This window comes from Pseudanabaena sp. PCC 6802, from assembly GCF_000332175.1.
GTDB lineage: Bacteria > Cyanobacteriota > Cyanobacteriia > Pseudanabaenales > Pseudanabaenaceae > PCC-6802.
In genome coordinates this window covers 1,332,795-1,358,550 of record NZ_KB235914.1, presented here as the reverse complement: position 1 = coordinate 1,358,550, position 25,756 = coordinate 1,332,795, and the positions used below count along the sequence as shown (strand labels likewise).

The following is a 25,756-nucleotide window of genomic DNA, read 5'->3' as shown; positions in this document are numbered from 1 at the left end:
ACAGGAACGTTTAGCGAAAGAACATGCAGAAGAGATCTTGAAAAAATATCGCGATCGCTTTGGCGAACTCCCCGAATAAATGGTAAGGCGATCGCTGACTATATCAAAACTAAAATGCGATCGCTTTGGCGAACTCCCTGACTAAATGGTAAGGCGATCGCTATTCCCGAGAGTGCTCAGAATTTTGTGTAAATTAGACCTCTTGCAGATTAGGTTGAGGTTGAGTTGCCAAAGAACCCCAAGATAGGAAAATATCAGGACATAGCAATAACGAAAAAGCGTCCTGATGATGAACTATATAATAGCGCAAACCCTACCTGCTGCACACTTTAAGCGTCGATTTGGTATCGAGACTAATACGTTCAAAGCAATTGTGAAAGTGCTTAAACCAGAGTGGCGAGCAACGCCAACACCTGGAGCCAAGCCTAAACTCGGACTAGAAGACCGCATATTGGTTGCCTTCGAGTATTGGCGGGAATATCGCACCTACTTTCACATCGCCACTAGTTGGGGCATCAGCGAGTCTACAGTTTGTCGAATAGTGCATTGGGTAGAGGAGACTTTAATCCGCTCACGTCGCTTTCGACTACCTGGGAAGCGCCAGTTGGTGCGGGGCTTTGGGATACCTACAGTCGCGACGTTGATGTGACTGAAACTCGCATTGAGCGTCCTAAGCGGCACCAACGTGCCTTTTATAGCGGCAAACAGAAAGGGCACACGCTCAAATGTCAACTCATAATTGACGCTCTTACTGGGCAGATTATCTGTACGTTTTTCGGCAAGGGGCGACGGCATGATTTCAAGCTGTTCAAAGCTTCTGGCATCCATTTCCATCCTCAAACCGAGAGTTTGCAGGACAAGGGTTATCAAGGCATCCAGAAACTGCATCTCTACTGCCGCTTACCCCACAAGAAACCGAAAGGTGGTCAGCTTACGCCTGAGCAGAAAGCGTTCAACCGCCAACTTGCGCGCCAACGGGTTGGCATTGAGCATGTTAATCGCCGCTTGAAGATCTTCCGCATCTTATCTGGACGCTATCGCAATCGTCGTCACCGCTTTGGTTTGCGTTGCAATCTAATTGCTGGTCTCTACAATTTTGAACGCTCTCAAGGCTCCTCAGTTGGCTAATTTGCAAGAGGTCTATTGAGTTCCAAGGTACGTATTTACGTTGTTTCAGAAGCTCGATACACAAAATTCCGATCAGACCCGTGTTCCACAACGCAGCCCTTTTCGATATGCTGGCGGGAAAACTTGGCTCATCCCAAAGATCCGGCAATGGTTGCGTCATCAAGGGGGGACTGATAAGGAAATGATAGAACCCTTTGCAGGTAGTGGTATCGTGAGTTTGACTGCCGTTTGTGAAAATCTTGTCGATCGAGCAACGATGGTTGAAAAGGATGAAGGTGTTGCTGCGGTCTGGCAAATTATCCTGAATGGTGGAGCTGTGTGGCTGGCTGATGCCATCATGCGTTTTCAACTAACTCCAGAAACGGCAAAAAGAGCCATTGATCGAGCCGATGAATCTTTAGAGTCACTTGCTTTTGCAACGATTATCAAAAATCGTGTGAATCGAGGGGGTATTCTCGCGGATGGAGCTAGCTTTATTAAGAATGGAGAAAATGGTAAAGGAATAACCTCAAGATGGTATCCTGCGACGCTTAAAAAGCGTATTCTTACAATCGATCAAATTAAGCACAAAATCCACTTTATCCAAGGGGATGCGTTCGAGGTATGTGAGAAAAATGCTTGCAGAAATAATGTTGTTTATTTCATTGATCCGCCTTATATAAAGTCTGGGCAGCGACTCTATCGTTACTCAGATATCGATCACAAAGCCTTATTTGATTTAGCAAATAGATTACAAGGTGACTTTCTGATGACTTATGACAATGTCACTGAAGCGCAGGCACTGGCAAGCCGTTGTAAGTTCGAGACAAAACTCATTGCAATGAAGAACACCCATCATGCGAGGAAGACAGAATTAATAATTGGGAAAGATCTAACATGGCTATAAAAAGGATGCCAATGTGAATTCTTGCCGTATAACAAATTTTCTATGTTGGTAAAGGTTAAAATCACAGTAGTATTCTGTCAGTATACGAACGCAAAAGCTTTGAAGAGGGGATGAAACCCCTTCCGAGGGGGCAATCCCCAGTCCTCCATACAAGATTTACAATTTGCAACACCAGTAGAAAATCGAGGGACTAAGTCTAGATGGGTACCATAATTCACTTGCAAGGCATCACAAAAGACTATCGCTTAGGCGAAATGACAGTTTCCGTCTTGAAGCAAATCGATCTGTCGATCCAGGAAGGAGAGTATGTCGCCATTATGGGCGTATCTGGCTCTGGCAAATCCACATTGATGAATATTATTGGTTGCCTAGATCGCCCTACTAAAGGGCGTTACTTCCTCGAAGGTAGGAATTTAACCAGCTTGGATGATGATGAGCTAGCCTATATTCGCAATCAGCGGATTGGTTTTGTGTTTCAACAGTTCAATTTGCTCCCGCGCTCTACTGCTTTAGAGAATGTCATGCTGCCTATGATCTATGCCAATATCCCTAAGTCAGAACGCCGACAGTATGCCGCGCAAGCTTTAGCGAGAGTCGGCCTCTCAGATCGGATGCATAACCGTCCCAGCCAACTGTCTGGTGGGCAGCAGCAGCGGGTGGCGATCGCCCGCGCCCTGGTTAATCGTCCCGCTCTGGTACTGGCCGACGAGCCGACCGGAGCCTTAGACACGGAAACCTCACAGGAAGTAATGAATTTACTGTCGGAGTTAAACGAGCAAGGAATTACAATTGTAATCGTCACCCACGAACCCGATATCGCCGCTCGCACTAAACGGATTATCCGCGTCAGAGATGGAGAGATCGCTAATAGCAGCCCACTATCTCGCTAAATTATCTATTGAGCTTCAATGCCAGTATACACATCTCTTGCGGAGAGACCTAGCCAGCGATCGCTGCTGGGGGTCAGGAATAGCTCGCTATAAACTCGTTCGTTTAGCGCATTGAGATTATTTTCTGCCGTTCCCTCTGCTAACCATTGGTGGAGGCGGGCATGGAAAAGATATTCGTTGCGGACGGTATCCTGCGCGATCGCACGTTCAAAGTTTGCCAGGACTTGAGGGAAAGACGACTGGGACGATAATTTCCGCCGCATCAGTGCCTGACTGTTATCATCTAATTTGACTTCGCGGGCATTTAATGCTGCCATGCGCTGCCATTGAGTATCGGTGAGCTTGTCATTATTACTCGCGAGAACAGAACTACTTCTGGTTCGGCGCAGTAAAGGTATTTCTGGTGCAGATTTAGCGATCGCCCTTCTCCCAGCAATTTCGGCATCCGGTGTACTGGTGAGATTGGATTCTACTTGAGAACTAGCCAGCAAAGGTTGGTAGGCTATTCCCAGTCGTACTAGATCGCTGCGCCAATTGGTTTGGAGGACATTGAGGCGATCGCTATGATAGGAACGCAACCACTGAGTTCTATCGTTGCCTGCCAGCTTAGATGATTGGAGCGCAGCTTGCTCTGCGATCGCTAGATTGTGATAGAACGCTTTGGGCGCGTACAACCCCGGCAAGGCATCTACAGTTCTGCCTTCGCTGTCGAGAATATAGTGAATGCTATTACCTGTGAGAGTGCGTTGCAGCTTGCGTCCGTCACCAAAATCGATAGTTACCTTAGGCACGGGACGAACCGATTGCCAGTGGAGAATAAAGCGATCGCGTAGATATTGGGATATCTCAGCATTGGGATAGAGAACTGTACGGAAAAAGCGACTGTTGGCACAACTGAGGTCTTCATCTAAGTAACCGAGCAATCTCAGAGAAAGAATGGGCTTATTGCTAGTTTTGGCGGCAGCTTTAGCCTGTTCTAAATCCGTGTACCAGTACAGACGAGACATATCGCAATCTTTTTGTTGGCAAATTTGGTCTAGAACCTTGCGCAAACGTTCGTCGGTAGGTAATTGAGTTTGATAGGTTTGCCAAAATGCCTGCACGCCTTCATCTTTGAATTGTCGCAACGCCGCGATCGCTGCCTGCGATTCTCTGGAATTGGAAGAAGCAGCTTGACGCAATAGAGTCGGTAAGGTTTCGGCGATCGCAATGCTGTTAATACTAGTAGTAAGCACTAGGGTGAAACCACCAACTAACGCCCCAACGATGGGCTTGCTACAGCTTGACATATTTCTAAAATGCATGGTCGTACAGGATTTGACGCAGACAATCTATTATAGCGATCTGATTTGAATTATGGCTAATAGCTATTAGCCAGTAGCTCAAAATATCTCATGAATCATTTCGGATTGCCATACTTGTTATCACCATATATTTTCAAATCACTTGAAGAAATTTGCTGGGCAATACTTTTGCCAGCTCGATGCGTGGGAATTTCTACATATTTGTAAATTAACCAGCTAATTCCAAACACCGGAATAAACACCAAGATGGCACCAACCGTACAGATAAAGTAAGAATTGAATGGCTTACTCAAAAGACCCACCAACCATACAACTATAGGTTGATGGAATAAATACATCGAATACGAACACAGACCAACATTGGCGATCGCGCACTCTAGGGAAGTCAGGTTTTGGCGATCAAAAATATAATCTTCAACAAAAGAAATAAATAATACAATAGTGGAATAGTGACCCAGCGCAGATAGTGGTTTGTAGAGAGACCCTAACAAGTATAAGCTCAGAAATAATATCTTATATTGCAGATTAAGATTTAATATCTTCTTGTTTTTTACATAAATATGCTCGGCTAAATAGGCTCCGGTAGCCCAGGTAAACCAAAAGTTAAAGGGCATTTGTCTAAATATTTGCAAGCTTTCCATAAATGGATTTTGCCAACTCTTTCCCAGTTCATTTATTTGTAGATCTAAGTCCCATCCCAATTGACCGTAAAAATACTGAAATATGAAAATTGCCAGTACGGTTTTGGCAATGCCTAGATGTTTGCGAATAATTAATAGCAATGGATAAATGCAGTAAAGTTGCATTTCAACCGCAATACTCCAAAACACTGGATTGATGCCAAAAAATGAATCCTTACTGAAGTTGTGAACTAAAAATAGATGGCTGAAAAACTGAAAACTACCTTCACTTGTCTCGATATCAATTTTAGTAGGGTTGTAAATAAAACTAAGAATTAATAGAGCTAGCAAATACGCGGGGACAATCCTAAATATTCGCCTTACGAAAAAATCTTTGATGTAGGTTTTAAATTGAAAATCTAAGTCCCGATCCTCTAGGAAGTTAACGTATTTGAGAAACGATAAATGTATGCAAAAACCTGAGAGCACAAAGAATAGCGTGACTCCTAGCATACCGTATTGGTAAGGCCAAAAGATTAGAAAGGCTAGATCGGGAGCCTTGCTATAGTCTCTAAAGTTTCCTAAGAAGGGCAGCTTATCCATCCCAAACGCAGCACCATAGATATGAAAGATAAAAACGGCCAGGATAGCAAACCCTCGAACTACATCTAGCTGTGCGAGTAGAGGTTGTTGCTTGAGTTGGAGTCTCATTGGCAGTGCTTTCCGACTAGCTCAACAGTAATTAGTTAGAATACAATCATGCGGTATCGAGTCAAACAAATCTTAATCGGTATTTTGCTGGGGTTGGCGATCGCTCTGCTTGTAGTTTGGTTTGGTCTGGGTTATATGCTCAGGTCAGGCATCGAGCAAATTGCCAGCGCAGAATCTAGGTGTACCTATAGTGCGGCTACTATTCAAGTTCCAAGCGTTGGGCTAAAGGATTTAGGTACCGACAACGTGCAGGGCATTCTCTTCAGCAAGTTTCTGCGCAGAGTAGTGGCTGAGGTTTTTACTGCTGTAGTCGATCGCGCCAAATCTGCGCTGCCTAGGTAGTCATTCCAAGCTTAGCGATCTAGATCATAGGTTTAACGCGGTAATGTCACTAACTATGTGAGGGCGCGATCGCAACCTCAACTCTTAGAAAGCCGTACATTAGGTTCATCGAGGAAATACAGCCCGACCTTACATCTCTCCAGTCAAAGAGTAAAAGGCAAGGAGTACCCCCCGAACTAGAACTTGAAAACTAAGAGAATCTGAGGAAAACTACAATGGCTATTTTTGGTGTAAGTTTAACAGGCAGCCCAGTTGCAGATGCTTTCTATCCTGAAGCAGGCCCCGGTCGCAAGACTACAGTAAATGATGACGTTGTTTCTGGTCTGGGCGGCGACGACTATATTGATGGTGGTGCTGGATTCGATACCCTCAGAGGTGGAGAAGGGGTCGATACTTTAATCGGTAACACTGGTAATGATGTCCTGACAGGTGGCGCTGGCAATGATGCTTTCAAATTCGCTAATTTCACCTCCGGCTCCGGTGAGGTAGATATTCTGACTGATTACAACAACCCAGGCGTAACTCTCACCAGTGGCGATAGACTGCAAATTAGCGCTAGTGGCTTTGGCGGATCGCTGATCGCTGGTCAGACTGGAACTACTGGGGTACCAATTTTTGGGCAAAACTTCCACTTTGCTGAAGGCGCAGGTGGAGCCACAGGTATCAATGCGGCTACAACTATTGGTGTTTCCAGCATCTACTACGATAACACTGGTGGAGGACTCTACTTCGATCGCGATGGTGGCGGTACGGGATTTACTTACGAACTATTCGCCATGCTTTCTCCCGCCCCTACCCTTGGCAACAGACCAGTAGCTGGCACGATCGAAATCGTTGCCTAGACTGATGGTGTCTGGCGACTAGAAGTCGCAGCTATAGCGTTTTTCAATTGAGAACAGGTTTTATTGATGGGGTGAAGGGGTGGAACACGGCAGTGGCTCTAGCGGGGAACCCCCAAGACCGCCCTGCCTCCCCTTCTTGGGGGTGTTGCCCCCAAACCCACTTCTCGTTTTCATCTGAAAACCGCTATATACAAACAAAGTCTGCCTGCGCAGACTACGGAAAAAATGGTTGACAAACGGATTTAGGATCGGTCATCAATTCCTGAAGCGGATTGGAAATCCAATCCGCTTTAGCATGAGAACTAACAGCTATCCAAATTGTGCCAGGCGCGATCGCAGGATCGCTGCCTGTTGTAGGGATGATTCTAATTCAGCTTTTGCCGTCGCTACTACTTCTGGGGGCGCTTTTTTGACATAGCCCTCATTACCGAGACGAGTTTGAATGGATGCGATCGCAGCTTCGAGTTTAGCCAGATTTTTCTCTAGCTTTTGTTTGAGCTGTGCCAGATCCACCACTCCGGTGAGGGGAATCAAAACCTGTACGGTATCGACAACACCAGCGACGGTTTGCCCTATGCCCTCTGGTTCTTTGTCGGTAATTACCAGATCGTTAACTTTGGCGAGATTTTGAATATAGGTGCTACCCAATTGCAAAGTTTGACGTTCCCCTTTGTTATCGCTCTGCAGGACAACCTTAATCTGCAATCCAGGTTTGATTTCCGCCTCAGATCTGAGATTGCGGATCGTGCGAATTGTCTCGAATATAAGCGAGAATTGCGTTTCTAAGTCCGAGTCAACTAAATTCGCATCCCCTTCAGGATAAGATTGAATTGCTAAATAATATTGGTTGCGATCGCTACCATCTCCATTATTCCCATCATCATTAATCGCCTGCCAGATCTCTTCGGTGATATGCGGCATAAACGGATGCAGTAATCTCAAAGTGCCATCTAAAACTGCCACCAGAACCTGCTGCGCGGTTTGCTTAGACTCGCCATCTCCACCTTGCAAGCGCGACTTCACCAGTTCGATGTAGTAATCGCATAGATCGCCCCAAATAAATTCATACAAAGCTCTAGCTGCTTCGCCCAATCCATAAATACCAAATAGGCGATTCACTTCAATCGCGGTACGATTAAAGCGCGAGAGAATCCAGCGATCGCTTAGTTCTAACGGGAGATCGGTAATTTCTCCCGATCGGTTGCTGCCTACCGATGGGCGATCGCCAATACTCATCAGGACAAATCGCGAGGCATTCCACAACTTATTGGCAAAATTCCTGGCGGTTTCCACATTAGAGGACTCGTCTGTCTTGCGATTGTAGTCGAGGCGAATATCCTGTCCTGCGCCAATCACTTCCCGCACGAGAGCATAGCGCAGAGCATCCGTGCCATATTTGTCGATCAGGATGAGCGGATCGATGCCGTTATTCTTCGACTTTGACATTTTCTGGTTGTTCTCATCCCGAATTAAGCCGTGAATGTAAACAGTACGGAACGGCATTTGCTGCGTAAAGTAACCTGCCATCATCGTCATCCGTGCCACCCAGAAGAAGATAATGTCAAATCCAGTGACTAGAGTGCTCGTAGGATAGAATGTAGCTAAGTCGTCGGTTTGCGCTGGCCATCCCAAGGTGGAAAACGGCCATAGACCGGAAGAGAACCAGGTATCCAGGACATCGAAATCCTGTTCCAATTGAATATCATCCCGACCCAGTTTGGCTTTAGCCTTTGCCAATGCTTCCGCTTCAGTTCTAGCGACGAAAACCTCTCCGTCAGGTGTATACCAGGCAGGAATTTGATGCCCCCACCAGAGTTGGCGAGAGATACACCAGTCCTTCAGTTTCACCAGCCAATCGCGATAGACTTTACTCCAGTGTTCGGGCACGAACTGCGGCGAGTTTCTCTCATCTAATTCCTGCAAAGCGAAATCAGCCAGCGGACGAATCTTGACAAACCACTGCGTCGAGAGGAACGGTTCCACTGGTACTTTGCCGCGCTCGGAGTAGGGCACGGTATGGACGTAGTCTTCCACTTTCTCCAGCAATTCTAAAGATTCCAACTTTGCCACCACATTCTTGCGGGCGACAAAGCGATCCTGCCCCTGGAATTCGCCACCATTTTCGTTAATCGATCCATCTTTATTGAGGATATTAATCGAAGGTAGGTGATGGCGTTGACCGATCTCAAAGTCATTGGGGTCGTGGGCAGGCGTTACTTTAACGCAACCCGTGCCGAACTCGCTATCGACATACGGATCGCCTACGATGGGAATCTCGCGATTCATCAGTGGCAACATTACGGTTTTGCCGATGATGTGCTGGTAGCGATCGTCGTTGGGATTCACGGCAACGGCTGTATCGCCCAGCATGGTTTCGGGGCGAGTCGTTGCCACTACTAAGTGACCGCTGCCGTCCGCCAGTGGATAGCGAAAATGCCATAGATGTCCCTGTATTTCCTTTTTATCTACTTCTAGATCGGATACCGCCGACTGCGAAGCCGGACACCAGTTGACTAAATATTCACCGCGATAAATTAAACCATCTTCGTATAACCTCACAAATGCTTCTACTACAGCATGAGACAAGCCCTCATCCATCGTGAAGCGTTCTCGCGTCCAGTCTGTTGACAGTCCCAGCCGTCGTAATTGGTTGACAATCGTGCTGCCCGATTCGGCTTTCCACTGCCAAGCTCGATCTAAATATTCCTGACGATCTAAGTCTTTACGTTTCTTCCCTTCTGCTTTGAGTTGATTGTCCAGTATGGTCGAAACTGCAATACTGGCGTGATCCGTACCGGGCAGCCACAGGGTATTAAACCCTTTCATGCGATGGTAGCGCACTAGAGCGTCGATCAAAGCTTCCTCAAACGCATGACCCATGTGGAGGCTGCCCGTGACATTGGGGGGTGGAATCATGATGCTAAAGGAGGCGCGATCGCTCTTTGACTCGGCGACAAAAATACCCTGCTCTTCCCAGCGTTTTTGCCATTTTGCTTCAGTTTCGTGGGGAGCGTATTGCTTCGGTAAATTGTCAGTATTCATAGAAAATATTAAGATCTAATAGATTACAAATTATAGTCCAAACGCTCCTAACGTAATAGCTCCGCGCTCCTATGTCTACTCTAGATCGGCAAAATGAGAATCTCAGCCTCAACGGAACGTATCCCTGCCCCATCTGTCGCCGAGGGCAGATTGCAGCCATGCCGATGATGGAAGTACTGGCCTGTAACTTTTGCAGTCATGTATTCGAGATCGATCGAGATCGCCAAACACTTGCGATGGCTGACCATGCTACCCCTCTGAGTTGGCAGTGGCATGGCAATACTTGGCAAAGCGCTAAGCGGCAGGGCGAAGAACTGGGTTTATTTACATACACGATCGGAGCGATCCTGGTGGTATTGCCGACCGCGCTAGTTGGCCTTGCGGGGTATACGTTTGCGCCATCAGACGATAGCCCCTTGGGTTGGGTACCAACCGTGTGGACGGTGCTGACCTGCCTTTGTCACCTGTATTTTGTTGTGGCATTTGTAGCAGAATATTACCAACTGCCAGTGTTCGCATATCGAAGGGCAATTTTGCGGCACTTATTTGGCAGTATTTCCGTCAGGTAGGTGTGTCAAGCAAAGCAACTGTCTGGATTCTTCTACCGAGGGTGGTACGGAGGGGAGGAAGACTAGAGCTAGTGCTATTACCCCCATAACGCTGGCAATGGCACAAATGCTTCAGTACATATATTTCTGAGCAATGTAAAAACATGAGATACAGCTTTCTTTCAGTCGCTGTCCTGTTGGTTGGCTTAGGGGCGGCAGCGATTCCGCCCGCAAATGCCCAAACCAAGTGTCGGTGGGAAAACAAGGTCACGATCTGTCAAGATCTCAATGGCGATCGCCCAGAGCAAAGGTACGAACCTCGCCAGCAAAATCGCTATGACAGCCGTTACGGAAATAATTACGACAATAATTACGACAATCGCTACGACAACAGAAACTCATCCTATGTCCCCTACGACAGTCGTTATGATGACGATCTTTACCTTGACGACTATCTTTCCGGCGATCGCTATGTAGATCGCTACGATAATCGTTACGACAACCGTTATGGCGATCGCAATGGGGTTTACGGTCAGATTAACCAGCTCTACCGCGATGTTCTGGGGCGCAATGCCGATGACAACGGACTGCGCAGCTATGCCAATGAGATCGACAATGGTAAGTCCCTGGCATGGATACGCGAACAATTAGCTGCGAGCAGCGAAGCGCGGGATGCAGTTAATCGCGTTTACGTCCAAGTTTTGGGGCGTAATGCAGACTCTGGTGGCTTAGATAGCTATACTAAGGCTTTGCGTAATGGCTGGACGTTGAAGCAAGTCCGTGCGGAACTTGCTAACAGCGCCGAAGCCCGTAACGCCAGAAGAAGATAAATTTTATGAGGAGACATTAAATATGGCACGATTACCCGACAATCAAAATCCCGTTTTCGATTCCAGATTTCTCGACCTGAGCTTTGGCGACGATAATGAATTTATTGCTCCAGGCGAATTATTCGGTCGCCCCTTTGGCGTGCGCGCGCTTTCTGGCAACGACACCGTGCAAGGCTCTGACGACTTCGATACGATTAATGGCAACTCCGGCAACGATAACATTTTTGGTGGCGGCAGTAACGATTTCCTGCGCGGCGGCACCAATGAAGATTTTCTCGACGGGCAATCGGGCGATGACACGGTTAATGGCAACAACGGGGAAGACTTCGTTCAGGGTGGAGACGGAAGCGATCTTGTCAGAGGCGGACAGGGAAATGACTCCTTGTTCGGCAACAATGGTAACGACCTGCTTGTAGGAGACTTTGGTGCCGACGACCTTACGGGTGGCTCCGGTTTAGATACTTTCATCTTTAGGACCGATACCGCTGCCCAGGGTGTCGTAAATGCCGACGTTGCCCTCGACTTTAATACATTTGAAGGCGATCGCATTGGCCTGGACAGTCGCATCAGCACCTCTGAGATTATTCTCGATGACAGCGCCGACTACTCCAATATTTTCGGTGGCGGCGGACAGAATGACACTGTTATCAGTATTGCTGGCTCGGGCTTAATCCTGGGTGTCATCCTCGATCGATCGGTTGGTGACGTTGTCAACAGAATCGACATTATTTCCGATCAGGTTTTAGCCCAAGGATAAATTCCCACAAGATCGAGGTACCGTCGTCATCGTAGGGGCAGCGCCCCCGTGCCTGCCCCCATCCTCAGTAAGGGTTTAGCATTTGTCCGAAAATCTTCGCATCAAACGCAAGCGTTATTGACAAATGCTAAACCCCTGCGTCCTGCGTCCAACCTCCAACCACAAAATTCTCAGCAGTTTTTCACAATTTTTTCACGGGTTTTTCACGATCTCGAGCTAATGTATAAACTACAGGGAAATATCCAAGGCTCCGCTACAACACCCAAGCCCATACAGATCCTCACTAAGCGCTGCCCTTAAATAGCAAGCTGTCTTATTGAATTAACTGTCAGCGATCGCGATCGCAGTGTTACAAAAAATTCATCACAAGACATGAGGGCTTTCGATCGCTACAAGGGTATGTTCTCTGAAGCAATAATATTCATGGTCTCACTTAAAGGAGAAAAGCCATGTCACGTAAAACTAATCGACAAGTAGACCTCAGTAGCTTCGAAGCTTTTGACAACAAATGGTTTGCTCAAGTATTCGTAGGTGGACTGCTCACTATTCTCACATTTACACTCTTAGTACCGTTAATTACCCCTGCAACAGTTTCTGGCAGTCCTGACACTGTAGTCAAAAGTGCTAATAAGTAGCAATCAAATATAGATCGATCTTCTGGAATATTCTCGATTAGAACCTTACATTGAGATTATTTCCATTATGCTTCACATCTTTCCATCTCAGTTGTTTGACTATCTCAGTCAAAAACTCTATAGAATTAAGGCTTATAACAAAATCTTAAGATTCGCTTGAACCGATGTGATATTGAAAGCTTCAGATATCTTAATCTGTGAGAAGAAGGGGACACTCTCACCATCTAAGCAACTAGAAGTGGAATCAATCTTTCGCTATACCGAATGGGGGTACTAATTTCTACCGATAAATGAAAAAGGGAAGTAGCGAACTACCTCCCTAGAAATCGAGATATAAGGCTCAAAATCTCGTTTTGCTTACAACCAAATCGCAAAATTTCTAACGCGATCGCATTTTATTTATGTTATTCATAAATCTAGGGTCGTGGGCTGGACTGTAGACATCTACGTTTACGTAGACGGGAACGGCAATATTGGAGCCTTTAATACCACGTCTATTCCCGCTACCACTGAGATCGTGAACGCTCGATCTCTGCTGGATAACGCGATCGTCGCTACCGACATACGTCTGCGAACTAGTGCTCGTACTGGTATTGCCAAAGCAGGACTTATCAGCCCTCATTTGCACGTTATTGGTTTGGGTTGCCGGACGGCGCGAACCGCGAATAGCAGTTTGCACGGCGACATCGGTCATAACGCACTGTGCGAATGCCATAGAAATACCACCAGACAATTCGGTCAGAATTACCGCAGAAAAAGGTAAAAGACTGAGTGGAATCAGCTTGAGCTTCATTAAAACCTCCTGAGCAAGTGAAGTATTGGGAAAGATCTACTGACACACTGTCGTAGAAGTTTGCGTATGAACTACGCTATTACCGGAAATTCCAGCGCGATCGCTTTTATAGGTACGACTATCCGTATAACATCTGGAACGATAGTTCCTTTGACGATAGCGATCGCGATCGTAGGTATAGTCGTCTGCATCCCAATCTTCACTATCTGGATGACCAGACTTAATAAAGATGCGGCCTTCGTCATCAACGATTGTTCTGCTATTCCCAGTTTGAACGTCAATTTCCGCTCTAGCTATGCTCGGTAGCAAAAGAAGAGCGGAAGCAGTAAGGAGCAAAATTGACTTCTTATTTAACATAAGCGTAGGAAGCACGTGGCTCCGCTAATAGAAAGAACATGTAGCAATGGTATATCGGACTGCAAATGTATTGTAGGAAGGACAAACAGTTGCTTGTCCTTCCTACAATCTATAGTTATAGCCAACAGGATTAGGAGGGGGGCAGGGGTGGAATCACCTCTGGGGGCGCAGACCCCACCCCCCCTGTCCTAACAGATCTGCATACGGCTATATTGCATTACCTGAAAGAATTGATACTAGCCTCAACATTCAAAGGGTATCTACTGTTTTAAGACAAAGTGCGAAGTTTTCCTCTACAAAAAAGCATCTTCTACTTTGTTGGCAGCATTAACGATCTCTATATTGACCGTAGTGGTTGCCTCTTTTACTGCGTTGGTTGTAGACATTCATCTGATCGGCATTCATGTTGACGCGATTGCGATTACCTTCAACGACAGCGGCTTGATTGATGCGCTGCTTGCTCAGGTTGTCTATGGTGTCGGTGGGTGCACTACCAGTAGTTCTGTTGTGGATGTTCGTAATATTCACTTGATTGCTGCGCAATCTGACATTATTGCGATCGCCAGTGATTACAGCAGCTTGATTGACAGTTTGCTTGCTGGTATTGACAATAGTAGGGGACGAGCCAGAGTCTTCGCTCTGTGCCAGGGCAGGTAGAGAAGCAAAACCAAAACTTGCAAAGGTTAACAGCCCAATCGCATAAGCTCTTTTAAACATTAGAATAATACCTCATTTTTACTTCTAGTCATGAACTCGCTCTCAGTCGAATTTTGTAGTTCGACTGAACGGAAACGAATTAGCAAGCTTTTGCTTGTGAAACAACTCGCTTCTTGAACTAAGTTGACGGATGGAACAATTGCTTGTTCCCAAATATATCAAAATTTTTTTGAATTTGGAGTTAGTTGCGATTCCGTCAGGATATCTATATCTGTAGGATTTATTTCCGCGATCGTGGCTCGCAGAAATAAATCCCAATGGACAAATTCCCTTGGGAAAATCACCTTAACGCCTCGTCTGCATGCAGCGAGCCACAAAGAGATTTTTAGCGCTTTGAGAAATTTACTGGATTTACCCGCTTATCGTGCCTTCAGTCAAATCGGCAAAGTCATACGTGTTGTTCCCAATTATTAAGGATTCAAATCCTATGACGTTCATGGTGAAATCGCCGAGAGTGAAGGTCACAAATACTTTGTCATCAATGGCTGCGAAACCAACAGAGTAGCTGTCTGAAGGCAAAACAAGCGTATCTTCACCCTTGCCTCCATAAAACCAACCTGTCCCAAACCCAAGGAGCGTATCGTCTCCCCTTCCTAAAAACACGCCGCCATCGCCGTCAAATCCGCCATCAAAAGCATCGACGATGTCATTGCCCCGACCGGTAAAGATGATGCCATTATTTGAGATTCCAATAAAGCCGCTGCCAGTGATGAAATCCTTGCCATTCCCTGTAAATATCGTGCCATCGTTTAGGATGCCGATACCCTGGGTGCCCCCATCACCAGTGATGGAATCCTTGCCATTTCCCGTGTCGAGCGTATTAGAGATGACGATACCAGCAGAACCGTCGTTACTGCTGCCGGTAATAGAATCATCGTTACCATCATCTTCATCCTCCACTGAGAAGGTATTATCGTTGCCTTGGTTCACAACCCGATCGTCGCCTGTAACCATAACGACCGTGTCCGAAGATGTGTCTGAATGAGCCATTTCCTTTCCGAAGATTTATTCTAGATGTATTCTAAACTTGTAAGAAATCTAGTCCACCACGACGAGACTACGAGCATTGACATCAAATCGATGCCGTTATCTCTTTCTCAGTGGAGACAATTGATAGGGTTAATAACAGGTTAAGACCTTCTATCCACTAGAAGCTAAGGAATCTTTAGCCTCGCTCGCGACGATCGCGATCTCTGTTATTGTGACCGTTGTAGTTGCCATAATTATAACGATCGCGTTTGCGCCAGTCATTATCGCTATGGTTGCCGCGATCGAACTTATTACCATTGTTACCATTGTGTCCTTGGTAGGCGTTTACTTGACGTACGCGCATATCGACACGGTTGCCATCGCCATTAATTATCGCTGCCTGATTGGCGTTTTGTTTGCTGGAATTATCTGTGGGATATTGTCCACTTGTAGTATTCACTTGAATGATGCGCAACTTAACCCTGTTCCCATCTCCATTGATTACTACAGCTTGATTCGCAGTTTGACCGCTCGTGGTTGCAGCATTTTGCGCTTTAGCAGGTAGAGACGCAAACCCAAGCGCAGCAAAAGACAGTAGCCCGATCGCATATGCCCTTCTAATCATTTATTGAAACCTCTTTTTCTCCTAGTCATTAATCCTATTAGCAGCCAACTCCATCTTGGGCAAGAAAACTCATCTCACCCAAAGAGTAAACTCAAATGGCAAAAAGCTTGTAAATCCTAAAATAGCAATCTCACATCTCAAGATTGCCTCGATCGTCTAAACCAAATAAACCTAGCAAACTCTATAGCGCTATAGTTCGCTAAGCGTGGGTATCATGATGTGCGAGTAAAATAATTTGTTCCCGTTATACCCAAAATGTTTGGAAAGATTTTAAGTAATACCAATTCCCTAAAGTAAAATTACAGATTGCTGGAGGGGCGAACGGCTGTTCGCCCGTACATGGATTGATGCGTATAGCGGTTTTTAGATCGGAAAGAGTAGGGGGTTTGGGGGCAACGCCCCCAAGAAGGGGAGGCAGGGCGGTCTTGGGGGTTCCCCGCTAGAGCCACTGCCGTGTTCCACCCCTTCACCCCGTCAATAAAACCTGTTCTCAATTGAAAAACGCTATAGTGCGATTTTGCAGAATTGGTATAAGTTATGAATCGCATCCTGGAAAGTACGTTCTCGATTGTGGGCGCGTACGCTAGCAAAATCCCCCTAAGCCTAGACCTTAGAGGGATAAAAAAGAAATCAAAACTATTTATTTAGAATTTTCTAGCTGACTAGAGAATGCCCCAGAAGTGCAGTACGCCTTGACCAGTAATCAGTTCGGTTGCGATCGCTGCGATAAACCCCAGCATAGCAAGGCGACCGTTCCAGTTTTCAGCGCCATTAGAAAAACCAAAAGACCAGGAGTTACGGTTAGATTCCATGATGTTTAGCCCCTACTTAAATAATTTGAATTACCCTGTGTTTAGAAATGTAACAAATCGCTTAGGGATTCGCAACATTTCTAAACATTTTCCTTCCTGAGATAGAGTCGATGTATTAGGGGATACAAAGTACTTCTGCATTTCTGTAAACGATCGGAACAATTGGGTATTATTGGCGTAACTGTGTAATCCTCAGCATAAGCTTTATAAAATTCAACCTCGGGCGGGATTTATCGTGAAAAAATTGTGGTGCCATGTCTTAGTTGTCTGTTTTGCCGTCCTATCGCTATTTGTCTCTAACCTGAGTGGTGTATCGGCAGCAGAAATAGATGCAGTAGATCCAGATGAAGGCGATCGCGCAGTAGTAGTAATTGATAAGGACGAACCCAAATTCTTGGGCATCCCCCTTGCCTGCTATGCATCCAGTGCCAAGTTGGAAAACAATGCCCAGGCGCAGACCTTTGCTCTACTCGAAGTGGCTGAGAGATACACCAAAGCAGGACAAAAGGATAAGGCTGCCAAAGTACTTGACTCTAGCTCTACATATTTAAAAGGCTGGGATGACGATTCGGCGAATGCTTTTGCCAGAGTCAAACTGGCGGCAGAATACACCGAGGTTGGGCAATTGGAACAAGCAAAGTCAGTTCTAGCACCAGCTATTCCGCAAATCGAGGCAATTAAGGATGTCAAGGATCGAACCTTTGCCCTGGCTAAAGCAGCCTCACAGTACGCTAAATTAGGCGCGTTGGACAAAGCCAATTCGTTGCTAGAGAAGGCAGTAGCTGCTAGCGATCCGATCGAGGATCCCTATGCCAAAGCGCGGGCAACACTGGAGATCGCTACAGAATACGCCAATGCTCAAAACCGCGATCGCTCAGCAAGTAATTTAGAGCAGAGTTTACAGTTAATTCAAGCACTGGACAATCCAGCGATGAAAGCACGAGCCTTGTTTGAAGTTGCCAAAACCTATGCAACAACTAACCAGGTGGAAAAGGTCGATGCTACCTTGGCGGCGGCGGCGGCAGCTTCAGAAGTTGCTGGTAGCGGTATGCTGGGAGTATCGCTCGAAAGCTTTAATTCCAGAGGCTTAGCCTATGTGGTTAATGAATATGTCAATGCTGGTTTCTATACACCAGCACTCGATCTGGCTAAACGGGTTACGAATCCTTACGAACAGACAATCGCGTTTACTCAAATCGCAATTAAGTATGCTGAGGCTAACCAAAATCCCAAAGCTGCCAGGGTTTTAGGGCAAGCCTTAAATGCCAGCAAAAGCGTTAGCGATCCTGTGGGTAAAGCCAGTAGTCTGGTGGAGATCGCAGATGTTTATGCCAAACTCGACAAAAATCGCAATGCTATCAAAGTTCTAAATCAAGGCTTGCAGGCAATCGATGGCGCAAATAACGACGATGATAAAGTACTCGTACTGCTCGATCTTGCCAATCGATATGTTGAAGTGGGCGATCGCAATGCCGCCAATAGTACCTTGGCCAAGCTTCAAGACATCATGATCGATCCGCAGTCTCAGTTGAGGGATAAGGCAAGTCAGCTCACCAACGTCGCTTTGATCTATGCGGCGATGGGGCAGAACAAACAAGCCATGCAAATTGCCAACGCCCTCGATCGGCAATTTGGACGCTCCCAACTGGTAAACTTGCTGGAATGCGCTGGATCGGCAAAGATCGACTAAGGATATTTCTTGCTTCAATCTAGCGATGCTTGGGCAAAGGCAGAATGATCGGGCAGCAGCATCGCCCAGTCACGCAGAGTTTCCACATCAGCTACAGGGTTAGAAAACTCTCCATCAATCAGATGACCGCCGGCTTTGCGATCGCTGGTAATAAAGTGAAAGTGATAGCCTGCGACATTTACGCTTTTAAGATATTGTGGGAGTCGAAACCCCACTAAAGTACCGCGCACGTTTCGCAGCTCAAAAATGCGCTGCTGCTTCTTGACCACATCATTTAATGGTGGGTAGGGAAGTGCTTGTTTGGGGACGCTTCTCACCTTCAAGTAAGGGAATGCACCTTGAATGCGCACGGCATAGGGTAAGTTCTGTGTAGGCAACTGTTTGTCGATCTGCTGTTGCAGTTCCTGATAGTTCATTTTTCCGGTTAAACGAAGCGAGCGATCGCGGCGGAAAAACGTAACCGTCGAAAATGGGGTTTTTAGCCCATCCGAGACGTGATAAGCAACTCCATCCACTTTGACTTGGTAAACTGTGCCATTAAGGACAATCATCTCTCCTTCTAACCCATCAAACGTGCCTAAGCCAAAGTCTCCATGCTGTTTGAGTGCAGCTAATGTTGCAGTTCCTTCATACACACCAACATTTAAAGCGCCCAAAGTGGAAACCTGAAATCCTGGGTGGAGTTGCAGAATTTGTTGAGAATAGATGGGTAAAGCCCCAAGTGCGATCGCAATAAACAATATTGCAAACCATAAGTAGCTTTTTAGTTTTGCTGCGATCGAAAATATCTGCTTAGACTTCATATTGTGACTCATGTACGCATCAAACACCTTCAATCTACAGCAATCACAAATGATTTGTGAAAAAGGGGGGGTGGGGGCGCAGCCCCCACGCAGGGGTTCTACCCCTGCACCCCGTCTATAAATGATTTCGGATTGCTATATTACACTCTAGAGCTTTGGCTCTTTGATAGCTACTTCCAAGTATCCCAGGTGTTGTTAAAAATTGACGTGTCGGGGAAGGCGGTGGGGTTACCGTCTCGCTCTAAACGCTTCCTTAGCTGCTCTAACTGAGGTTCCGATCGCGGTAGATCGTCCACCAACTGATAGGGCGCAATGCCATTCGTTAGGGCAAAATCAGCCACTGTCCCGGCGGCAACTCCAGACGACCACTCAAAGGAATGGACGCGATAGGCAGCAGCAGCAATATGACTGGTGGCAATGCTCTTTCCTACTACCAACATGTTATCTAGCTTTTGTGGAATCATGGCTCGCAATGGAATTTGGAATGGATATGCCTGTCCGCCACCGCGCCGCTCGCCAGCACGCTCGGTATTACCGGGAGTTTCCACAGGTGTTTGCGTCATGCAGGGATGAAAGTCAATGGCATAATGCCCTATTCCCACCGAGTCAGGATAAATGGTAGAGCGCGATCGCCGCTTTACCTTATCTGCGGCATTCGGATTTAAAAGTACGGAGTAGCCTTCCAGCCCCGCGATCGCAGCTTTTAGCCTTCTATATACTTCTGGAGCAAGCGTAGTGCGATAGTACTCGTCGTTATAGTCACGGCGCGAGATATCGATTTCGGATATGGTAAAGCCATCGGGGTAGATACGATTGGGTCTACCAATAATCCGACGACCTTCGCGCATGTAAGGATGTTTAGATAGACCGTGTACGGTTCCCATCGGAGAATCTAGCCCGGAAAGGTAGCGATGATTGGGATAGGGCTTTTTGAAACCTTCACCTAACTGCGAGTCGGTTGTCCCGGTAGTTAGCCAGTAGAAATAACCTTTAGCCAGTAACTCACCCTGGTTCAGGGTTTCGGCACGTAGACCTCCCAACCAACCACCGGGCTGAAGTTGTCCGTTTTCCTTAAGCTGGTCGCGGCTGTAAATTAAGTTATCTTTATTCGTGCCAGGTCGGTAGTCGTTCCCCCAAGTCCAGTTTTGCATAGAGATATCACCCACCAGTACTGCTTCATCCTTTTTGTAGAAGCCGATATCAATATCTTTGAATTTATCGGGCTGAGGTGTAAAGATGCGGCGATAGGTAAACACGAATGGGAAGCTAGCTAAATTCTTTAATTCGTAGCTGTAATAGGGGGCGTAACGTGTGTAAAAGTCTGGCACCTCATGCTTTTGCGGTTCTGCAGTTGCCTCCATCGTAAAGGTGTAGGTAAACCCTTGCGTGCAGTAGGGATCGGGTTTAGGACTGGATGAAGATGGTTCTAAATAAGAGAGCGGATCGATTCCCAAGCGATAAGGCACGTCGGCCAGACCCACCAACTCTCCGGTTTCGGTGGCATCGACTACATACCAGTTTGGCGCTGAAGCCTGTTTGTCAGGCGATCGCTTCGCCACAAATTTAGTGATGGTCTTGGTAAACAGCTTGGAATTATCGTAGGTGTAAGAATCAATAATAGTTTGCGAGAGGGGCAGGGTATTCAACGGTGGTGCGCCTGCCGCTGGCTGATGAGAAATCGCGATCGCCCCCGTAATTTGCGAACCGGATATCTCTAAATCTTTAATTACCGTATTGGGAAACCACTCCAGTTTGCCATTCCCTTTGCGGGCAGCCTCTTGCAGCATTGCAGTTAGAATCTCATGTCCATCCTTGGGCATGAAACAGGCAACGCTTACCCAACAACCGCCTGGATTGAGAGCGCCATAACGCTGTTCGATCCTTTCGCGCAGCTCTTTATAGCCGCGATCGTAAAACAGTAGCTGCCTTTGTGTAGCGCGCTCGTCAAGGGCAGAGGTACCTTGCGAGGAAATTTGTCCGCCCACCCAGTCCGTTAGCTCGGTAAGACAGACCGTGCGCCCAGCGAGCAGGGCTTCGTAGGCAGTGGCACTGCCAGCCAAACCACCACCTGCTACTAAGATATCGCACTCCACCTGTCGATCGATTCGAGGCGATCGCGCAGGTTGCGCCCGAGCAGATAGACGATCTGATATGGGTGTAATATAGCTTGTTACCGTTACTACAGGCAAAATAACACCCAGGACTGACAGGTGTATTTGCTTAGCAAGCGATCGCAACATATTGCTCCGGCAATGAAAAAGAAAGCATAGGATAATAGAAGTAAAGGCACAAGGAGGTTTGACATGGATAAACCAGATGGCCGACACCTATCGATAGAAACGCAAAATTACCTTCGACAGCAAGCGATCCGGTTGCGAGAACAAGGGAAACGAGTATGTGATATTAGTGAGTACCTGGGGATTCATCGTAACACGATTACGGAGTGGTGGTGGGCGTATCAAGATTACGGAGAAGCAGCCCTGTTTCAGCAGCGACGAGGACGAGAGGTAGGGGAAGGGCGCAGTTTAAGTGCCTCAGAGGAAACAACGATTGAAGCAATGCTGCGGGGACACAGCCCGGAGGATTACCAGATCGAGAGCGCCTTGTGGACTAGACAAGCCGTGCAAATACTAATCGAGCAAGAATTAGGAGTGGAGATGCCGATACGCACAGTGGGGGAATATCTCAAACGATGGGGCTACAGCCCCCAGAAGCCGATCGAACGTGCCTATGAGCAAGACCCCGCTGCCGTGAAACACTGGTTACAGGAAGAATATCCCGCGATTGAGCAACGGGCACAAGCAGAAGGTGCCGAAATCGAGTGGGGAGATGAATCGGGACTCAGTTCTGATGAGTATGGAGGGCGAGGTTATGCACCCAAGGGACATCCCCCTGAAATTCGTCCTAGTAAACGCGAGCGGACACGGTTGAATTTCATTGCTAGCATCAGTAATCAAGGCACGATTCAATTTATGCTTTACACCTGTACCTTGACAGCCCCAGTATTTATTGAATTTCTGCAACGGTTGATTGACAAGCGTTCAAGCAAACTGTTTTGGATCGTGGATCGCCATCCCGTCCATCGAGAGCGCCCCGTGCAGCAATGGTTAGAACAGCACTCCCAGGAGATCGAGTTATTTTATTTGCCTTCCTATGCGCCGCAGTTGAATCCAGTAGAGTATTTCAATGGTGATGTGAAACAGGGAGTTCACGCCAAACCTCTGACGCGAAACCTGGGTCAATTAAAACATAGATTGCTATCTCAACTGCAGAAATTGCAGAGATTGCCTGCCCACATTAGGAGTTACTTTAAGCATCCATCTATTATTTATGCTGCTCTATAGATTGCATTCTATTTTATTGCCAAGGCAATAACTCTTCCTCTTGGCACCACTAAAACTAATGAGCATTGTTGAACAAATTTGCTACAGAATAGCATTGACCGAGCCAAGCAACCAGTAGTTTAGCCTGAATTTTCCGTCCGGAATTGAACGAGGCATCCTTACTACTGGAGTTTAGACTAAAAAGTGGTAAAAAGCAGCCAGCCATTGCAGACTGACCGCTTGATGATGGAAGCTGAAAAGACTATAAAATCAACAGCTTCATCATGATTAGTTTGGATAAACTTGAGCAATTTCGCAAGTACACGTACGAAATTATAGGGAACGGGAGAGATGCGCTGTTCGACTTGATGGATGCGGTACTGACGAGTCGGAGTGTTTCATCGTTTGTGGAACTTTCGTTAAGCCCATTATTTCGGAGGGAGTGGTCGAGTATCTATGAAGCACTGCAAGATAGTCATCCTCCACGTGAAGACTTGATGAAGCAATACATACAGCAAATGCCGGCAGCAGAGGTGACGATATTGGCGGGCGACCATACAGCCTGGTCGCGTCCCTATGCGGTGACATTACAAGAACGCACCTACGAACATCAACCTCAACCGGGAGTAGGAAGCAAACCTGTTACGGTGGGGCAAGGATACAGCACAATTGCCTGGATTCCAGAGTCAGAAGGGAGTTTTGCCTTACCGTTGCGGCATGAGCGGATCACCAGTTTCGAGAACCCGATTCAGAAAGCCGCTAGTCAGTTACGCTTGGTTTGTGCGGAAATTCCTGGGACTGTGCTTTTCCTGGGGGATGGCGAGTATGGGTGCGCACCATTTTTGCAGCAAACAGCAGACATCCCGTGTATCAAGCTGCTCAGGCTACGCCCCAACCGGGTTCTGTATCATGCCCCAAAGGATTACGAGGGGCATGGGCGACCCCATAAGCATGGAGAGAAATTTAGCCTCAAAGACTCTGACACTTGGTCTATTCCCCAAGCAGACATCACAATTGCAGAGCCTAAACTGGGACGATTGCAAATTCGTCGATGGCCAAACCTGCACTTAAAGCAAGCCGCAGACCATCCCTTTACACTCATTCTGGTCGAACGTCTTGATATGCCTGAATCGAAACCCCTGTGGTTGATTTGGGTCGCTAAAGACGAGCCAATCTTGAGTGAGGTATGGCAAAAATATCTGCGCAGATTTGCCATTGAGCATTGGTATCGCTTGGTGCGTCAACGTCTCCATTGGACAATCCCTCAGCTTTCTACCCCTGCTCAGATGGAGACTTGGTCGGACTTGATGCCTTTACTTACTTGGCAATTGTGGCTCGCTCGTGAACTTGTCCAAGACTCTCCTCTGCCTTGGCAGAAACCGATGACTAAATTGTCTCCTGGTCGAGTTGCAAATGCTTTTGCTTTAGTTTTGGTCAGGATTGGCTCTCCTTCCCCTGACCCTAAACCTCGCGGTAAGTCTCCAGGTTGGCCTCTTGGGAAAAAACGAACCCAACGGATTCGTTATCCTACTGTCAAAAAACGCTATGCCAAGCCCCTCAAAAAAGCTTCCGCTGCAACTGCTTAGCTCAACTTCTTCCCTTTTATCCTCTCTCTCGCTAGTTTCTATCTAGCGAGATGCTTCTTGTTGCCTTTTAGTCTAAACTCCAGTTACTAGAGTCAATTAGAACGCACCTTGCCAGCCAACTATAATATCTCTAGGACTTACGTAAAATGAACTTTTGACTCTACATTCACTGTAAGGTGGGCAATGCCCACCCTACCTGGGGTGTCTCTGCGTAAATTCTGGACTTAATATCTCAATTTCACCGAATTCATCGAATTATTATGACTAACTCACTAAAACGCACGCCCTTATACGATCTGCATCTGTCAATGGGAGCTAGAATTGTTGAATTTGGTGGTTGGGAGATGCCCTTGCAATATCAGGGTATTGTGGCAGAGCATCAAGCGGTGCGATCGCGTGTTGGCATGTTTGATGTATCGCACATGGGAAAATTCTCATTGCAAGGCAAAGATATATTGGCATCGCTCCAAAAATTAGTTCCTTCTAATCTCGCAAGATTGAAACCAGGACAGGCGCAGTACACCGTGCTCCTGAACCAGCAGGGAGGCATCATCGATGATGTAATTTTTTACTTTCATGGCGGCGATCGCTGGTCGGTAATTGTCAATGCCTCGACTACGGATAAGGATAAAACCTGGCTGGAACAACACCTTAACGACCAACTCATCGATCGTTCGACAGAGAAGTTACTGATTGCCGTACAGGGAAAAGCAGCACTACAGGCGCTGCAACCTTTTGTGAAGGCTAATCTGCAAGAGATGGCGCGATTCAGTCATATCGAAACAGAAGTGTTAGGTACAACCAGTTTCGTGGCCCGTACTGGCTATACTGGCGAAGATGGTTGCGAAGTCGCAATCGATATCGAACCTGGCAGAGAGTTATGGCAAAAACTAGGTGATGCTGGCGTGACTCCCTGCGGCTTAGGCTGTCGGGATACGCTGCGACTCGAAGCTGGGATGCACCTGTACGGTCAGGATATGGACGATAACACCACACCTCTAGAAGCCGATCTAGGTTGGCTGGTACACTTAAAAGAAAAAGGGGACTTTATCGGGCGATCGCGCTTAGAAGCACAAAAAGCAGAAGGCTTACCCCGTCGCCTCGTAGCCTTGGAGATGGAAGGGCGCAATATCGCTCGCCACGACTATCCCATTCGCTGGAATGGAGAAACTATAGGTGTGATTACGAGTGGAACCATGTCGCCTACTTTGGGTAAAGCGATCGCGCTCGGCTACGTGCTATCCCACCTGGCTGATGTCGGCCAGGCTTTACAAGTTCAGATTCGCGATCGCGACTATCCTGCCCACATTGTCAAACGTCCTTTTTACAAACCAACTCCATAAACACTTTAAGGGACTCGCATAAAAATAAGATTCCCACGATGCGTTACGGCTATCGCCTAACACATCCTACGATGGGAACATTATTTAACCGTGTCTCCCTAAACTCCATATGAGATTTTGGTATCTGGCGATGCGATCGCGATCGCCGTAAGTTAATAATTGCGATCGCAGACTATCTTGGTAGAATTGCCTATAATTGCTAT

General features: G+C 46.9%; 24 protein-coding genes. 13 read left to right on the top strand and 11 right to left on the bottom strand.

What is annotated here, in order from left to right:
- Window positions 1–289 precede the first annotated feature (289 nt).
- The 3 genes from PSE6802_RS28630 (at window position 290) to PSE6802_RS0111590 (ending at window position 2,904) form a co-directional block, all read left to right on the top strand.
- A protein-coding gene (locus PSE6802_RS28630) for an IS5 family transposase (RefSeq protein WP_156815411.1) occupies window positions 290–1,128 on the top strand; the annotation gives its coding sequence in 2 pieces (ribosomal slippage) (window positions 290–638 and window positions 638–1,128; 840 coding nt in all).
- 40 nt (window positions 1,129–1,168) lie between these two features.
- Complete coding sequence (locus PSE6802_RS0111595; protein WP_019500228.1) at window positions 1,169–2,014, top strand: DNA adenine methylase; 846 nt, start codon at window positions 1,169–1,171, stop codon at window positions 2,012–2,014.
- Between the two features lie 200 nt (window positions 2,015–2,214).
- On the top strand, window positions 2,215–2,904 hold the full coding sequence (locus PSE6802_RS0111590) for an ABC transporter ATP-binding protein (protein ID WP_019500227.1): 690 nt from the start codon (window positions 2,215–2,217) through the stop codon (window positions 2,902–2,904).
- Between the two features lie 5 nt (window positions 2,905–2,909).
- On the opposite strand, the gene PSE6802_RS0111585 is transcribed toward PSE6802_RS0111590, so the two are convergent.
- The gene (locus tag PSE6802_RS0111585; RefSeq protein ID WP_019500226.1) at window positions 2,910–4,193 is read right to left on the bottom strand and encodes a thioredoxin domain-containing protein; all 1,284 of its coding nucleotides are present in this window, start codon (window positions 4,191–4,193) and stop codon (window positions 2,910–2,912) included.
- A 110-nt stretch (window positions 4,194–4,303) separates the two neighbouring features.
- Window positions 4,304–5,539: an acyltransferase family protein gene (locus PSE6802_RS0111580; protein WP_019500225.1), complete on the bottom strand. Its 1,236-nt coding sequence runs from the start codon at window positions 5,537–5,539 to the stop codon at window positions 4,304–4,306.
- Between the two features lie 48 nt (window positions 5,540–5,587).
- Between PSE6802_RS0111580 and PSE6802_RS0111575 the strand changes: the two genes are divergently transcribed.
- Window positions 5,588–5,881, top strand: coding sequence for a hypothetical protein (locus tag PSE6802_RS0111575; protein WP_019500224.1), 294 nt, complete (start codon window positions 5,588–5,590; stop codon window positions 5,879–5,881).
- A 215-nt stretch (window positions 5,882–6,096) separates the two neighbouring features.
- Entirely contained in the window at window positions 6,097–6,723 is a 627-nt protein-coding gene (locus tag PSE6802_RS35635; protein ID WP_019500223.1) for a calcium-binding protein, read from the top strand.
- A gap of 309 nt (window positions 6,724–7,032) precedes the next feature.
- Here the strand turns inward: PSE6802_RS35635 and PSE6802_RS0111565 are convergent, their stop codons facing one another.
- The gene (locus PSE6802_RS0111565; protein WP_019500222.1) at window positions 7,033–9,765 is read right to left on the bottom strand and encodes a valine--tRNA ligase; all 2,733 of its coding nucleotides are present in this window, start codon (window positions 9,763–9,765) and stop codon (window positions 7,033–7,035) included.
- A gap of 71 nt (window positions 9,766–9,836) precedes the next feature.
- Between PSE6802_RS0111565 and PSE6802_RS0111560 the strand changes: the two genes are divergently transcribed.
- The 4 genes from PSE6802_RS0111560 (at window position 9,837) to PSE6802_RS0111545 (ending at window position 12,535) form a co-directional block, all read left to right on the top strand.
- Window positions 9,837–10,334, top strand: coding sequence for a hypothetical protein (locus PSE6802_RS0111560; RefSeq protein WP_026103241.1), 498 nt, complete (start codon window positions 9,837–9,839; stop codon window positions 10,332–10,334).
- Window positions 10,335–10,477: 143 nt separating this feature from the next.
- Window positions 10,478–11,143, top strand: a complete 666-nt coding sequence (locus PSE6802_RS0111555) for a DUF4214 domain-containing protein (RefSeq protein ID WP_019500220.1) — start codon at window positions 10,478–10,480, stop codon at window positions 11,141–11,143.
- A 22-nt stretch (window positions 11,144–11,165) separates the two neighbouring features.
- Window positions 11,166–11,900: a calcium-binding protein gene (locus PSE6802_RS0111550; protein ID WP_019500219.1), complete on the top strand. Its 735-nt coding sequence runs from the start codon at window positions 11,166–11,168 to the stop codon at window positions 11,898–11,900.
- A gap of 449 nt (window positions 11,901–12,349) precedes the next feature.
- The gene (locus tag PSE6802_RS0111545; RefSeq protein WP_019500218.1) at window positions 12,350–12,535 is read left to right on the top strand and encodes a hypothetical protein; all 186 of its coding nucleotides are present in this window, start codon (window positions 12,350–12,352) and stop codon (window positions 12,533–12,535) included.
- Between the two features lie 379 nt (window positions 12,536–12,914).
- On the opposite strand, the gene PSE6802_RS0111540 is transcribed toward PSE6802_RS0111545, so the two are convergent.
- The 6 genes from PSE6802_RS0111540 to PSE6802_RS28620 form a co-directional block, all read right to left on the bottom strand.
- The gene (locus PSE6802_RS0111540; protein ID WP_019500217.1) at window positions 12,915–13,328 is read right to left on the bottom strand and encodes a hypothetical protein; all 414 of its coding nucleotides are present in this window, start codon (window positions 13,326–13,328) and stop codon (window positions 12,915–12,917) included.
- A 36-nt stretch (window positions 13,329–13,364) separates the two neighbouring features.
- The gene (locus tag PSE6802_RS0111535; RefSeq protein WP_019500216.1) at window positions 13,365–13,685 is read right to left on the bottom strand and encodes a hypothetical protein; all 321 of its coding nucleotides are present in this window, start codon (window positions 13,683–13,685) and stop codon (window positions 13,365–13,367) included.
- Window positions 13,686–14,012: 327 nt separating this feature from the next.
- Window positions 14,013–14,402, bottom strand: coding sequence for a hypothetical protein (locus PSE6802_RS0111530; protein ID WP_019500215.1), 390 nt, complete (start codon window positions 14,400–14,402; stop codon window positions 14,013–14,015).
- A 351-nt stretch (window positions 14,403–14,753) separates the two neighbouring features.
- Entirely contained in the window at window positions 14,754–15,392 is a 639-nt protein-coding gene (locus tag PSE6802_RS0111525; protein WP_019500214.1) for a hypothetical protein, read from the bottom strand.
- Between the two features lie 175 nt (window positions 15,393–15,567).
- On the bottom strand, window positions 15,568–15,996 hold the full coding sequence (locus PSE6802_RS0111520; protein ID WP_019500213.1) for a hypothetical protein: 429 nt from the start codon (window positions 15,994–15,996) through the stop codon (window positions 15,568–15,570).
- 662 nt (window positions 15,997–16,658) lie between these two features.
- Window positions 16,659–16,808 (bottom strand): chlorophyll a/b-binding protein, encoded by a 150-nt coding sequence (locus tag PSE6802_RS28620; RefSeq protein WP_019500212.1) that lies wholly within the window; start codon window positions 16,806–16,808, stop codon window positions 16,659–16,661.
- 235 nt (window positions 16,809–17,043) lie between these two features.
- Here PSE6802_RS28620 and PSE6802_RS0111510 point away from each other — a divergent pair, with 235 nt between their 5' ends.
- The gene (locus PSE6802_RS0111510; RefSeq protein ID WP_019500211.1) at window positions 17,044–18,498 is read left to right on the top strand and encodes a tetratricopeptide repeat protein; all 1,455 of its coding nucleotides are present in this window, start codon (window positions 17,044–17,046) and stop codon (window positions 18,496–18,498) included.
- 14 nt (window positions 18,499–18,512) lie between these two features.
- Here the strand turns inward: PSE6802_RS0111510 and budA are convergent, their stop codons facing one another.
- Both budA and PSE6802_RS0111500 read right to left on the bottom strand, forming a co-directional pair.
- Entirely contained in the window at window positions 18,513–19,301 is a 789-nt protein-coding gene (gene budA, locus PSE6802_RS0111505) for an acetolactate decarboxylase (RefSeq protein ID WP_019500210.1), read from the bottom strand.
- Window positions 19,302–19,471: 170 nt separating this feature from the next.
- Window positions 19,472–21,541 (bottom strand): FAD-dependent oxidoreductase, encoded by a 2,070-nt coding sequence (locus PSE6802_RS0111500; RefSeq protein WP_019500209.1) that lies wholly within the window; start codon window positions 21,539–21,541, stop codon window positions 19,472–19,474.
- A 63-nt stretch (window positions 21,542–21,604) separates the two neighbouring features.
- Here PSE6802_RS0111500 and PSE6802_RS0111495 point away from each other — a divergent pair, with 63 nt between their 5' ends.
- The 3 genes from PSE6802_RS0111495 (at window position 21,605) to gcvT (ending at window position 25,553) form a co-directional block, all read left to right on the top strand.
- The gene (locus tag PSE6802_RS0111495) at window positions 21,605–22,645 is read left to right on the top strand and encodes an IS630 family transposase (protein ID WP_019499944.1); all 1,041 of its coding nucleotides are present in this window, start codon (window positions 21,605–21,607) and stop codon (window positions 22,643–22,645) included.
- 263 nt (window positions 22,646–22,908) lie between these two features.
- Window positions 22,909–24,210 (top strand): NF041680 family putative transposase, encoded by a 1,302-nt coding sequence (locus PSE6802_RS0111490; RefSeq protein WP_019498766.1) that lies wholly within the window; start codon window positions 22,909–22,911, stop codon window positions 24,208–24,210.
- A 260-nt stretch (window positions 24,211–24,470) separates the two neighbouring features.
- Entirely contained in the window at window positions 24,471–25,553 is a 1,083-nt protein-coding gene (gene gcvT / locus PSE6802_RS0111485) for a glycine cleavage system aminomethyltransferase GcvT (RefSeq protein WP_026103240.1), read from the top strand.
- Window positions 25,554–25,756: the final 203 nt, after the last annotated feature.